Annotated in this window: 9 protein-coding genes; 3 read left to right on the top strand and 6 right to left on the bottom strand. The window is 39.6% G+C overall.

The features are described 5' to 3' along the window. The first annotated feature begins 336 nt into the window (after nucleotides 1-336). The 3 genes from AAC000_RS17295 to AAC000_RS17285 all read left to right on the top strand — a co-directional run bounded on the left by AAC000_RS17295 (nucleotide 337) and on the right by AAC000_RS17285 (nucleotide 3,297). Complete coding sequence (locus AAC000_RS17295; protein ID WP_339724403.1) at nucleotides 337-1,938, top strand: MFS transporter; 1,602 nt, start codon at nucleotides 337-339, stop codon at nucleotides 1,936-1,938. An 84-nt stretch (nucleotides 1,939-2,022) separates the two neighbouring features. After that, nucleotides 2,023-2,634 (top strand): DNA-J related domain-containing protein, encoded by a 612-nt coding sequence (locus AAC000_RS17290; RefSeq protein ID WP_339724402.1) that lies wholly within the window; start codon nucleotides 2,023-2,025, stop codon nucleotides 2,632-2,634. A gap of 174 nt (nucleotides 2,635-2,808) precedes the next feature. Then, a complete protein-coding gene (locus tag AAC000_RS17285; protein WP_339724401.1) occupies nucleotides 2,809-3,297 on the top strand; it encodes a YciI family protein in 489 nt (162 codons plus the stop codon). Between the two features lie 110 nt (nucleotides 3,298-3,407). Here the strand turns inward: AAC000_RS17285 and AAC000_RS17280 are convergent, their stop codons facing one another. From AAC000_RS17280 to AAC000_RS17255, 6 genes are all read right to left on the bottom strand, one after another. Further along, nucleotides 3,408-4,133 carry a GDSL-type esterase/lipase family protein gene (locus tag AAC000_RS17280; protein WP_339724400.1) on the bottom strand — a complete coding sequence of 242 codons (726 nt, stop codon included), beginning with the start codon at nucleotides 4,131-4,133 and terminating at the stop codon, nucleotides 3,408-3,410. A gap of 251 nt (nucleotides 4,134-4,384) precedes the next feature. After that, complete coding sequence (locus tag AAC000_RS17275) at nucleotides 4,385-4,792, bottom strand: ATP-binding protein (RefSeq protein ID WP_339724399.1); 408 nt, start codon at nucleotides 4,790-4,792, stop codon at nucleotides 4,385-4,387. A gap of 125 nt (nucleotides 4,793-4,917) precedes the next feature. Next, nucleotides 4,918-6,825, bottom strand: a complete 1,908-nt coding sequence (locus tag AAC000_RS17270) for a S9 family peptidase (RefSeq protein ID WP_339724397.1) — start codon at nucleotides 6,823-6,825, stop codon at nucleotides 4,918-4,920. 378 nt (nucleotides 6,826-7,203) lie between these two features. Then, entirely contained in the window at nucleotides 7,204-9,144 is a 1,941-nt protein-coding gene (locus AAC000_RS17265) for an ATP-binding protein (protein WP_339724395.1), read from the bottom strand. A gap of 12 nt (nucleotides 9,145-9,156) precedes the next feature. After that, entirely contained in the window at nucleotides 9,157-11,385 is a 2,229-nt protein-coding gene (locus AAC000_RS17260) for an EAL domain-containing protein (protein WP_339724394.1), read from the bottom strand. A gap of 297 nt (nucleotides 11,386-11,682) precedes the next feature. Further along, nucleotides 11,683-13,653, bottom strand: a complete 1,971-nt coding sequence (locus tag AAC000_RS17255) for a diguanylate cyclase (RefSeq protein ID WP_339724393.1) — start codon at nucleotides 13,651-13,653, stop codon at nucleotides 11,683-11,685. Between the last annotated feature and the right edge of the window lie 310 nt (nucleotides 13,654-13,963).

The following is a 13,963-nucleotide window of genomic DNA, read 5'->3' as shown; positions in this document are numbered from 1 at the left end:
CCGAACAAATTACTAATAAAAATGAAAAAAACAGGGGACACTAGCCGAGCGTAAGGACTACGCTCGGCTTAATTTGGTAAGGTGAGTAGGTTACTCTTTATAATGTTAATTTGGCTAATGATGAACATGATATCCTCAAAATGTAATCTTGATATTAGCTCGCCCAAGAATAATTACAAGAGCAAAATTTGTATATTTTTAACTCAAGATTAGAACAACTGACACGGCTGTTACCCCTTGAATTAATTATAGGCTGGGGGATTTTACTTGTTTAAAATATCAATATTAGGTATCTATAACCTTTGCTATAACGCTAGCCCCTAGGACTTTTTATTAGTGCAAATTAAAACATATTCATTTCATCACCCAAGTGCCTTTTGGGTTGGTTGCCTTCTAATTACCTTGGGTGTCTTGTCGCATATTCCTATGTTTGTGCATGCCTCACATATGGGTTACCACATGGCGGGGATGCCTATGGATATGACAATGATAATTGGCATGGCATTGATCCCTGTTGGGCTATTATTTTCTTGTTATGGTTTAATGCCAAGATTAGATTTGCTACGACAAAATAACTGTACAGAGGCAATTCATTTTCATGTGGCAGACCACAGTCCACTGAATTGGCAACATAGTAAACTCGTTATAGCACTATTGGTCGCAGTGGTTGTAGATGTCATGAAACCCGCCACGTTAGGCTTTGTAATGCCGGGTATGGTCGCCGAATACCAAATAAGTGCTGAAACAGTGGGGACTTTGGCCCTTGTTGCCTTAACGGGTACGGCTTTGGGTTCCATTTTATGGGGGAGAATGGCTGATAAATTAGGTCGACGCGCCGCTATTTTATTGTCTGCATTGATGTTTATTGGTACCTCCATTTGTGGCGCCATGCCGAGTTTTGAATGGAACCTAGCCATGTGTTTTCTCATGGGTCTATCAGCTGGAGGTTTGTTGCCCATCACCTTTACTCTAATGGCAGAGATGATCCCAGCTCGTCACCGTGGTTGGTTATTAGTGGCGTTAGGTGGCCTCGGTACTGCAGCGGGTTATTTAGTCGCTTCGGGAGCGGCGGCTATTTTAGAACCCTTATTTAGCTGGCGCATTTTGTGGATGTTAGGTTTACCAACAGGTATAGCGGTGATTGTGCTTAATCGTTATATCCCTGAGTCGCCGCGCTTTTTAGCGAACGCCGGTTTACGTAAAGAAGCACGGGCAATATTGGCTCAATATAACGGTCAAATGGATAACAACAACCAAGACGCTGTTCCTGAGAAGGAAACTCAAAACAACGGTTTTTTACATACCATAATGAGTACCTATTCAAATATCACTATAGGCTTATTAGGTGTTGGCATAGTGTGGGGAGTAGTCAACTTTGGCTTTTTATTATGGCTGCCAACTAACCTACGTGAAATGGGAATGAGTGCCGAAAATACTAACTCACTTTTGGCCCAGTCTGGCTTGTTCGCGCTACCAGGAATAGTACTTGTGATTTGGTTATATCATCACTGGAGTAGTGTTAAAACATTAGCTTTATTTGTGGCTTTGACTGCCGTTAGTTTAATGCTGTACTGGCTGTTTGAACTATTAGGTCTGTTTTCTAGCCAATCTATCATTATGGCCACAGCTTGTTTATTAGTGAGTTCTAGCGGGGTCATTGCCATGTTAATTCCTTACGCAGCTGAAATTTATCCGGTTCATCTACGTGGTTCGGGTACAGGCATGATAGCAGCAAGTTCCAAGTTTGGAGGGATCTTAGGCGCAATATTAGGCATTTTTGGTACCTTTAACAACTTGTCTTTTGCAGCCTTACTAATTGCGATTCCATTACTGATATTTGCCTTTGTGTTACTTAAAAGTGGCATCGATACCCGTGGCCGCAGACTCGAGGATATACAGGCAGAATTTATTAATAAATCTATTACACCTTTAAAATAGCTAAGCCCAGAGTATTGTTAATTGCTCGACATCACCACAGCGGCTCTATATGTTAAATTGCTTTAAATGATACAGTGACTTTGTATGCCACACATTCCTAACGACTGGGCGCCACTGCAACCCATATTACAGAGTATTTTATTAGCCCATAGTGATGGTTTGTCGGAATACGAGCTGTTTAAATGTTTACAATCACCACCTTATAAAATGTTTAACACCGATGCCTTGCAGCATCCATTATCGTTATTCCAGAGCCATTTCATCCTGTTTAATGCTTTGTATCAGTTACAAGGTACTTGGCTTCGAAATAAAACTGGGTTATTGCAGATTCACTGCAGTTGCATTCGTCACAGTCCTTGGAAGGCTGGACAAAGTGGATTAATCACCCAAGACAAACTTCGCGCCTATTATCTCGATTGGACACACCTCAATGATACCGACCAAGGGCAAGTAGAAGTTTTGCTCGACAGTTTTTGGTCGGCTTTAGCTGGCCTTCCTAGTCAAATTCACGGCAACATCATGCCCATGCAACAAGCCCTTGATTTAATGAAAATAAAGGCGCCCTATTCAGCACAACAACTTAAACAGCAGTATCGAAAAATGTTGCATATTCACCATCCAGACAAAGGTGGCAACAATAGCCAGGCCTTACAGCTTCATGACGCCTATGAACGACTAAAATCCAATATCCTATGAATTTGCTAGCAGCCTAAGCGACCTTATTTCACTAGATACTTTACACTTTTTTCTTACATAGACTGAGTGTTAAGGCAATAAGATTCGATGCTACACAAGCATAGGAGTCATGCACTTAGATATGGCATAATCATTTATATACTTTGCTCTAACGATTAATTCGAGAGATGAATAATGAAACCATTAAAACTGTTAATCACTACCCTATTATTAATGCCAACTACCTATACCTTGGCTTCTGAGCAACAAAATACGCCCTCATCAAATCCCAATTATAATGCTGCTCTGGCTAAAAAATTAGGTGCCGATGCTTATGGTATGAAATCCTATGTTTTAGTCATTTTAAAAACGGGGCCGAATGACAAAACAATCACTGACCTAGAACAGCGTAGTGAGTTGTTTAAAGGGCATTTTGCGAACATGAACCGATTAGCGAAAGCATCCAAATTAGTACTTGCAGGCCCATTAATGGATGATAAACCTAAGCGTGGCTTATTAATTTTTAACGTAAAAACCATTGAAGAAGCGGAAGCCTTAGTTAAAACGGATCCAGCAGTACAAGCAGGCGTATTTGATTATGAGATGACAAAATATTATGGCTCTGCGGCCTTAATGCAAATTTCTGAAATACATGACAGCCTACAACTAGAAAAAATTGAGTAAATGACGCTCGCTATTAAAGTGCCCCCGTAACTATGTTTTTAGTAAAGAGCCCTATCAACACCGTAATCAAGTAACTAAAATTGCGTTTGAACTTGGTATTGCTTAGCTATTCATTTTGCGTCCATCAATGCAGTAATTGTAGGCTCCATGGCATTTGCCCACACCTGATATTGATCTTTATTAGGGTGCAGCAAATCCTGCATCACAGATTCACTTAACTTTCCGTTTTCATCAAGAAATAGGTGATTAATATCTAAATAGTGCACATATTTGCCGTCTGCGTAGTCTTTAATAATATTATTAATATCGGCATTTATTTTACGGAGAGGATCATCAACGCTGGCTCCACGGGGAAATATAGCTAACAACAATACTTTTGTATTGGGTAACTGTGTCTTTAAAAATGCCAGAATATGCCTAATACCCAAGGCGGTGTCTTCAGGTTTATCCTGCCTATGCCCTGTATTATTAGTGCCTATCATTAACACCAATAACTTAGGGTCAATGCCTGCAACCGCACCATTTTGTAAGCGCCATAAAACATGCTCGGTTCTATCACCACTAAAACCGAGATTAAGTGTGTTTCGCTTAGCATAATGTTGTTGCCAAACCTGCTTACCTTTATCTTCCCAAGCGTGGGTAATTGAATCGCCTAAGAAAACCAAATCAACATTTTCCATTTGCTCCTTTTCTAGCAACTTCTCCTGATGACGAGGCATCCACCACTCTACCGCCCATTTAGCACTATGAACTTGCGCTTGTATAGACAAAGGCTCACTTGCCGAAAATGTTACGCCAGTAAATAACAGACATACTATTAAAAAGAGCTTTTTCATGTCTTTCCTTATGGTTTTATTAAATCTGATGTCAATCGCTGCTATATCTACAACACTAAAATAAAATCTAATATAACAACAATATCAATAAAGTTAATCACATAGAAAATGCTAGCCTATTTTCGCAAAGGTTGTTTTTCCGAAGGACAAAGTTTAAAAGAGCCGACTTTTGTTGCATAGGTTTCAATAGCACCACTATTATTGCATTCACGCGCCTTGTTTAAGCCCTTGTGAGACTGGATTATTGCGCATTATGTGGGTTTAATTTCTGAATTGATGGGCAACAAAACGGTAAATTGCGTGGTAAATTCATTGCTGGTGTTTATTTCAGAAACAAAGCTCAGTTTTCCAGCTAAAAGTTTACTGACCCATTGATTGACCATATACAATCCCAGTCCAATATTACCTTTACCTCTGCCACTAGTAACAAAGGGTTCAAAAAGATTTTTTTGCATTTCCGTTGGGATACCTGAGCCGTTGTCAGAGACTGTAATGCATATTTGATTTGCATCAAACCTACGGGCTTTGAGTTCAATTCTGCCTGGCTGTCCAGGCTCAAATCCATGGTTTAAACTGTTCACCACTAGATTCTCCAGTACTTGTGAAATAATACCAGGACGACTTACCAATGCTAAGTTTGCCTCAATATCTTCAAGCAACTGCACTATTCGAATTATTATGCGCCATCAAGAAACTAGATTGCCAACAACTAGCAATTAGAAATAAATAACAAATTTTCACGTATGTGTTTCGCGAATTCCTTGATAGGTACACGTCAGTCAACTTATTTGCTGCTCTCACATGTTATCAACTGCACAGCTTCAATATTACCCGCTGGTACAAAGCCAAACACTTGACCATAGAAACTTAACTCCGAATTTAGAGCCTTGATATTATTTGCTGGTTGCCTAAAGCCATGACCTTCTCCTTCAAAAGTGATGAATGCGGTAGCAATACAATTTTCTTTTAAGGCATTAAATATCAATTCAGATTGATTAGGCGGAACAACCTTATCATCCAGCCCTTGCAGTAAAAGCAAAGGAGCCGTTATATTTTGAACACTGTTAATAGGTGAACGTTGCTCGTATACACTTTTCATTTCAGGGTATGGGCCAATAAGCTGATCAAGATATCGAGATTCAAACTTGTGAGTGTCGCCTGCTAAAACGCCTAAGTCACTGATGCCATAGTAGCTGGTACCCGCTTTAAAAACATTTTGAAAGGCTAACGCTGCCAAAGTGGTATATCCACCCGCACTACCGCCTCTAATAGCGACCTTATCTGCATCTATCAAACCTTCAGAAGCAAGCCATTTAACACCGTTTGAGGCATCTTCAACATCCACTACGCCCCAATTAGGATAGAGTTTTTTCCTGAAAGCTCTGCCGTACCCAGTGCTACCTCTATGATTGACGTCAAAAACCGCAAATCCTCGACTTGTCCAAAATTGAATGCCTGGATTGAGACTGGAATCGGTAGCACCAACAGGTCCCCCATGAACTTTAACAATAAGGGGTGGCAAGGTATCTTTGGCGCCTGTGAAATCACTATTTTGTGGGGGATAATAGAAGCCATAAGCTATTTCATTGCTCCCCGTTGGAAATTCAATTGGCTGAGGTACAGAAAGGAAACCTTCATCGATGACAGGACCGCTAGGCTGATAAATTTTTTCATAACTATTGTCAGTTAACTGATAAATGGCGTTACCTGAATGAGGCGTTGACGCTCTGAAATAAACTCTATCATTTGCCACCGAGATTGAATCCGCTGATGAAAATGCCTCTCCGATATTGTTCATCTCGCCTGTTGTTAAGTTAACCCTCGCTATGTAATCAATTCCCTCTTTTGTGTAGGCTATAATGGCGAAACTGTTATCTACAATGCCATAACTATTAATTTCTATTTCTTGATCGAGCACTTTTTGAGGTTTTTCAGATTGTGCTTCGACACTATATAGTGTCCACCAGTTTTCAAAGTCAGCGATAAAATAAAGTGTGCCATCTTGAGCATAATTAGGCTGTTTTATTGACACATTGCCACTCTGAGGAATTTCAACAACAGCTACAACTGAACCATCTTCATCAAAATTTATCACCCGTAATTGGGTATCATCCCATGGCATGTTCGGATGCGACCATGTAATAAAAGCTACTGAGTTGCCATCAGGTGATAAATGCGGATCACTGACAAAATCGGTTCCTTCAAATAAAATACTTTCTTGGTTTGAGTAGCTTAAGCTAATAGCCACTAAAGTATTAATTGGCTCTCCAATGCCTCGGTGATCTTCTCTAACACAAATAAGTCGGTTATTTTTGTGATCAGCAATACAATCCATATACCGCAGCTTTTCACTGGTGATGGCTTCAGCAGCGCTGTTTTGTGAGACGCGGTAAATTTTTTGATTTGTAAATTGAGAATAATAAATAGTGTCTCCATCCACTAGATAAGGACGTCCGCCGTACTCATGTACACGAGTTCTCACACTTACTTCAGTTGACGTTAGCTTTATAGCTGTATTTTGCGGACTTAACTTGAAAAGCACATTTTTACCATTTGCAGATGCTTTTGACTCCACAAAATAGAGTTGATCGTTTTCAACTGTCAAATAAGAAACGTTATCTGACGCTTCAAAAATACTCGCAGCAGTAATAGGTGATTGCCAAGCTCCATAAGCGGCAGTGGTGTAATTCATAGATTGAGGTGCCTCAGAGGTCGGCTTAAACACTAAATAAACAGTAATAATTAATAAAATTGAGATTATTATTTTTGCACGCATTCTTAGGCAACCTGCTTATTTAATTGAAGAAAGAAGCAGTGTAGAGATTAAGTATAAACATGTCTAATGAGTCTCGAGTTATTACAAGATGCCACTTTTTACATAATCTATTCTTCGATGCCTTTCCAAAAACAGATCTACGGATAGATGTTTGACTATAATTCGCTTCTAATGGGTTTAACACAGAACACTTGGCTACGCAGAGGAAAGTGACTTTAGGTGACTCTGCTCCCGTGAGTCCCAATCTCGATCGTAATCATTTTTCAATAGTTACAATGGGATCTCTGTCATTTCTTATTTTATATTGTTGATTTCAGAATCACAGGAATTGATGGGCAACAAAACGGTAAATTGCGTGGCAAATTCACTGCTACTATTTTGTTCAGAAATAAAACTTAGTTTTCCAGCCAAGAGTTTGGTTACCCATTGATTGACCATATACAATCCCAGTCCAATATTACCTTTACCTCTGCCACTAGTAACAAAGGGTTCAAAAAGATTTTTTTGCATTTCCGTTGGGATACCTGAGCCGTTGTCAGAGACTGTAATGCATATTTGATTTGCATCAAACCTACGGGCTTTGAGTTCAATTCTGCCTGGCTGTCCAGGCTCAAATCCATGGTTTAAACTGTTCACCACTAGATTCTCCAATACTTGTGAAATAATACCAGGACGACTTACCAACGCTAAGTTTGCCTCTATGTCTTCAAGCAACTGCACTTTTCCCTTCTTAACTCTGGGCTGTAAACTGATCATCAAGTCACTGACAATGTCTCCTAACAGGCAATCAATATAATCCTCATTGACCCTATCAATAGCTAAACGCTTAAAGTGATGTATATGATTAACCGCTTTATCCAAATTAATAGTGGCAAGATGAAGGCTAGAGTTAATTAAATCCACAGAGGTCCGAAACTGGCTTTTTGACATCCCTTCTTCCATGGCTTTTTTGAGTTTACTATTGGCATCATCGGCATTAGAAACACAAATAATTGCGCCGCCTATAGGAGTGTTAAGTTCATGGGCAACACCCGCCACCATCAAGCCTAAGGATGATAACTTATTGGCTTCAACCAATTCGTCTTGCAGTAGTTGTTGTCTGGCGATATTTTCAACTAATGTATCGTTAAGGCGTTTTAATTCTTGCTGTTCGTCCTGTAGCTTTAGCGAAAATTCTATTAGTTTGTCTTGATAACGATACTCTCGCCAGATGATGAATAGACCACAAAAACTCACAAACAAAAAAACGGCTAATGCAAACAATAAAATCTCGGAATGCGCCTTAGACAACAACTTTTGCGTACTGGTGGCATACAACATCAATTGATTAGTATGGGCCCCTGAATCCTCACCAAAAAAAGTGGTGAGAGGCATAAAACTAATAAGGGCATTATCAACAATACGATCGCCGCCAGTGGAATGTTGATTTTGATACTGCCACAAATCTGGAGATTCAGTTTTTAGAGTTAACTTTGGTTGTTTTAACATAAAGCCCCATTCTTTTTCAGATTGAGGGTTTAACAACCAGTATCCATCTTGATTAATAATATGAATTTGAGCTTCTGGACTACTGTGATCTTTAATGGTTCTCAACAAACGATCTAACCGATAATTAATGACCAGCAAACCAGACATTAAATGTGTGTCAGAGGAGGTTTGAATGGTGGCTCTGATGGTAGGTTCGAAAGGTTTAACGACCTCTCCTCGCTCAATATTCAAATCGATGGGAGAAAAATACATGTTGGGCGCGGCTACTTGGATGCCTTGTTTAAAATAACTACGGGTCTGTTTAGATTGCAGGTTGTTTCCTTGTAATACTCTAGCCCCATTTGCAGTGAAATCAACACGGACAACTTCTTGTCCGCTGTTATCAAGCCAGCGCATTTGTGAGATCCTAGACGACGCTTTGCCAAATTGAGTAAAATAATTCTGCACTTCTTGCTGAGATTTAAGGGATAAGCCTTGCGTCTCGCTGTTAGTATTATTTTCTTTGGAAAGAGCGTCACCACTTGCCAATAAAGTTAACAAGTCGCCTACCCCCCCAAGCTCTCTACTAAATAGATTAGTGGTGATAAATAGTTTTTGAGCTTGAATGTTCTTTAGTTCATCCACTTTAGTGGTATAGAGAAGCTGATAGGTCAACCAAGCAAGTAAGACTGAAAAGATCAACAGGAGCAATGCCTTAATCACTAGGCTGCGCTTTTGACTGACTAAATTGGTGACTGATAATGACATAAATTTAGTACTCTATAGCTTGTTGTATTTAGTTAACCACGCAATTAAATCTTTAATGACCAAGGGCTTCGAATATAAATACCCCTGAGCGATATCACAGCCCGCATCGCTCAACCACTGCTTTTGATATTCCGTTTCTATTCCTTCAGCCACAATACTGAAATTAAATTGTTTACCTAGTTTCAAAATCATATTAATGACATGTTCACTGTTCTTATCTTTTTCCAGTTTACTCACAAAACTACGATCAATTTTAATACTATGGGCAGTAATGTTGGATATATGAGCAAGAGAACAATAACCGGTTCCAAAATCATCAAGACTTATTTTTATGCCTAAGGTAACAAAGCGCTGTAAGCATTGTTGAATTCGCTCGTAGTCTGACATGGTCTGAGTTTCAGTAACTTCTAAATCGAGTAACTCCGCAGGTATATCAAAACTAGCAAGGCAATTTGCGACAAAGATATAATAATCTGGATGCAACAAATCAAAGGAAGACGCGTTAAAAGAAACAGGGATCCTATATCCCATATCTACCAAAATCTTTAAGGCTTCCATGGTTTTTTCAAATATCAAGCAATCAAGTTTAATAATGAGTCCAGATGCTTCGGCAATGGCGATGAATTCATCCGGCGACACAAAACTTCCATCTTCACGCTCCCATCTGGCTAAGGACTCAAAACCGACCACTTTACCAGTGGATAGACACACTTTAGGTTGCAGCATGACACTCAATTTGCCTTCACGTATGGTATTGCGTAACTCCCCCATTAAGCTATAACGACGCTTGATTAAGTCTGATTCTTGCTGTGAATGTTGCAGATAGGAAATATTCTTCAGAGACGCTTGTTTCAGTTCTGATTCTGCCATACTGATTATTATGGCAGCTGACCTTTGATTCAAGGTATCAAGCCGCATATCCAGTAAAGTAAAGGAAGAGACATGTGCCACCCCTTCGACTTCAACTTCGTTATAGGTCAGTTTACCGATCAACTCGGGAGATAATTCAAAATGACTGCCTAATAAAACAGCGAATTGTTTGTGGCCAGACAAAGATACCCGTGAGCCAGTAGGTAATATCTGCACTAATGAATGATAAATAGAAGTCAGTACATTTTGTGTAAATTCATACCCAAAAGTAAACTTCATTTCATCAAAATAGTTCACTTCTAGCATTAATAAACGAGTTTGTTGCCATTCCAAATGGCTCATATTCTGAATTTCTCTTTTTAACCAGTTGCGGTTAGGGATGTTCAGATCACTGTGGGTATAGGCCAGTTCGGTGACACGATTAAGAAGGGCGATATTGGTAAAACCACTGCTGATATTTTCACTAAATACCTTGAGTAAATTAATATGAGCATCTGTTATTTGCGCAGAGGAGTTCACCACTATTAAATAACATTTTTCATTAATTTCATTCGTTTCAAAATAAAACACTGAACGTAATGGCGTGAGGATATGACGCTTTTCACTGAGTGCTTGTTGCAAATCATCAAACAACTCATTGAGTTGAAAATCGCCAAGTTTGAGCCCCTCTAGTTGCGTAAAACAACCTGTTGCTGTGAGCACATGAGCATCTTCAAATGGGTTCAGGCTATTGCCCATGCAGAATAAGCCCCCTTCTTCGACACCAAGAATATTGCCGATTTCAGCTAGTACCGTACGCGTAAAAGTAGCAAGGTCATAACGGCTATTTATACTTCTAGCGGCTTCCAGTACTATTTTCAGCCCCTGAGTGGCTTCCGCAAGCTCTGATATATAATTCCAAGTGCGCATATTACTGGAAACAATAGAGTGCAATTTATTCAGTTTTAAATCGCCCTTGTTCCAATATTCGTCTATGTCTAAGGCACTCATAACTTCTTTTTCGGGCGCAAAACCGGGCTGGCCCGTTAACAATACAATTCTAACATGTGCGTTACCAAGCTCTTCCCTGATAGTACTGACCAAACGCAGACCCGCATCGTCTTCTTCCATCACCACATCTAATAAAATGAGGCCGATATCTTTATGAGTACTTAGAATGGCTGACGCTTCAAAAGCGGAATTCGCCGTAAGAATGTGCAACTTAGTGTGGTTGGGTAAAATTAATGCTTCTAGGCTGGAAACAAGGGCGCGTTGATAATCTAAATCATCTTCAACACTTAGTACTTTCCAATGATTAACGAGGCTTTTGGATGGTTCTGTGCCTTGGGGTATTTCTTCTAAAAATTCATATGATTCAGTTGATTGAGCCATCGTAACCTCCATTTACTTTACGTAATCACGTTCTACACTAGGCCAGTCATCTTTATCTTTCGAAGCAATGGTGAAACCTTTTATCGTAGTTGTTGTTTTTGTGTTTCACTACACATTCAGTTAACCGATAAATTAAATTACCCTTGGAGTATCATCCATCAAGATTCAATTAATTGTCAAATTTTCATTTCTGATAAACTAACGAGTCAATAGGCGCGGTCTTACGATCTCGTAAGTTTGCCTTAGTATTGCACTACGAAATCTTCCACCCCCATAGAAAATTGATGACGATTAAGATTAGGTGCGTAACATATCTGGCATAGTGGCTTCCAGATTCACTGCGTGGTCTTTTAATTCTAAATCGGTGTGATAAACCTGCACCTGATTACGACCTTTATCTTTGGCGACATACAGAGCCGCATCGGCTTCACGAATAAGTTGGTTAAGATCTTTGTCTACAGAACGGTTATGGGGCTGATCACTGTTGATATTCTTAGTTGCAATGCCAATACTGACAGTCACTTGTTTAACTTGCCCAATACTTTTTTTATCTGCCGTGACCACTTGTTTGCACAAACGCTGAGCCAACAACAAAGCTGCACTTTCATCGGTATGGGGTAAAACCAGTAAAAATTCTTCACCACCTACGCGGCCAACATAGTCAGGCTTTCTGAGGGTAGCAATACAAATATCAGCGACATACTGAATAACACTGTCACCGGTTTCATGACCAAAACTGTCGTTGACCGCCTTAAAGTTATCGATGTCCAACATCAGCACACTCACAGCATATTGATAGCGATCACTGCTGTTGATTGCCTGCTCCCCAAGCATTAAAACACTTCGGCGGTTATGCAATGACGTTAAGGGGTCGCGACTCGCCAGTACTTTATTTTTTATATACAGACGATAGATAACGGCACACATAATCAAAAAGAATACTAGGGCAGCGGACAACACCATTACCACCCAGTTTTGTTGTCGCTGGTGTTGCTGCTCCATTAGCAACTGTGCATTTAACAATGTATTACGCTCTTCTAATAGGAGGCCTTGTTCATTTAAAAATTCGCTCTTTAATTGCTCGCGCTTTAGATTAAATTCGGCATTTAATGTGGCAGTTTGAGAGGTAATATCCAAGCGGGCTTTCTTCAATAAGGCTCGCTCACTTAGGCGCATAAAGTGAAATGCCTGTTGGTAATCCCCTGCTTGATTTAACAAGTTGGCATAATTACCGTAAGCATCCCATTGACCAGCAATATCCTCTTGCATTTCGGCTAAATCTGCTGCTTTTTTGGCATACTCCAAAGCCAAAGGTATTTGGCCATTTGTGCCTAGTTGTGAACTGTAATGCACATAGGCATTAGCTATATCAATAGGATTGCCCAATGCTTCGCGTTTTTCGACTGATTTGGCAATCCACTCTAGCGCTTTAGCATCATCTGGTACTTTACTGTAAAAATAGGACTTCAATAAATATGCGTTGGCGAGCCGAGTATCATCTTGCTGCTCAACGAAAACGTCCATGGCTTGTTCTAATTGCGCAAACGCTAGACTACGCTCACCCACAATGTTAACCATTTGTGCATCATACATAAGTGTTTCAGCACGATAAATTAACGCATTCTTTGGGTAGGTATTGTAGGCGTTCTGATAATACTCCAGTGCCTGCTCGTAGTTTTTTAAGGCGTAATTAACGTCGCCAATAAAAACCAAACTACGGGCCTGAATAAGGGGCCAGTTATTTTTTTCTGCATTTTTATACACTGCAGTTAATGCATTGAGTGCGGTTTCATATTGCTGTAAATACACTCGATTAACGGCTTGATACATCAAAATAAAATTTTCTAAGTAGGCGTTTTCTTGTTGCAGGTTTTGGTCCTCAAGTAGTCCCAAAGATGACTTAAAACTGTTATCGGCTTGAGCGTATTTACCAAACAAATAAAATTGAATTCCATTGAGTAAATGCCAATGGCTCTGCACAACAGCATCATCTTGCGCAAAAACCTGCTGTTGAATTTCACTCAATAAGGATTGCAGCAAATCGGCCCGTTGATACAACATATACAGCTGAGCTTTTTGAAGATTAAGCTCGATTGAGGCAGGCGCATTGCTTGAGGTATCGGCAAGGCGTGCATCTAATTGCTTTTCAGCCTCATGAAAATTAGACTGAAGCTGCAGTAATCCTTGTTTTGAAATCATCTGTGCATGGGTTTGGTAACTCATAAAAGTTAACACCCCAACAATTTGCAACAATTTTTTCCAACTCATGACTACTTCCTGTATCTGTTGTATCGCTATACTTTTTATTACGATTTGTTTGTTCTGCAGCATTCACCAACTCTATGGAAATAACACATACAATCAATAAGTTGTATTAAAAAGAAACTATTTCAATAAATATACGGAAAAATCAAAGGTTCGTCATGCTTTATAAAACTATTACTCACTATAAATTCAACCTTGACTGTCTAAAGTGTTAATTAATTCCCACTGTTGATTCAACCCATTTTTAATGGCGAATTTATGTTAGACAAGCATGAAGTAAATAAATGGGCGGCTTAATTTTTAAGTGACCCAA

This window comes from uncultured Paraglaciecola sp. (assembly GCF_963977085.1).
Taxonomy (GTDB): domain Bacteria; phylum Pseudomonadota; class Gammaproteobacteria; order Enterobacterales; family Alteromonadaceae; genus Paraglaciecola.
This window is presented reverse-complemented; position numbering and strand designations above follow the sequence as displayed.

Excerpts from the sequence above, each read along its gene's own strand:
- AAC000_RS17285 (WP_339724401.1), top strand. The coding sequence starts at position 2,809 with ATGAAACCATTAAAACTGTTAATCACTACCCTATTATTAATGCCAACT.
- AAC000_RS17270 (WP_339724397.1), bottom strand. The coding sequence starts at position 6,825 with ATGAATTACACCACTGCCGCTTATGGAGCTTGGCAATCACCTATTACT.
- AAC000_RS17265 (WP_339724395.1), bottom strand. The coding sequence starts at position 9,144 with ATGTCATTATCAGTCACCAATTTAGTCAGTCAAAAGCGCAGCCTAGTG.
- AAC000_RS17290 (WP_339724402.1), top strand. The coding sequence starts at position 2,023 with ATGCCACACATTCCTAACGACTGGGCGCCACTGCAACCCATATTACAG.
- AAC000_RS17280 (WP_339724400.1), bottom strand. The coding sequence starts at position 4,133 with ATGAAAAAGCTCTTTTTAATAGTATGTCTGTTATTTACTGGCGTAACA.
- AAC000_RS17255 (WP_339724393.1), bottom strand. The coding sequence starts at position 13,653 with ATGAGTTGGAAAAAATTGTTGCAAATTGTTGGGGTGTTAACTTTTATG.
- AAC000_RS17260 (WP_339724394.1), bottom strand. The coding sequence starts at position 11,385 with ATGGCTCAATCAACTGAATCATATGAATTTTTAGAAGAAATACCCCAA.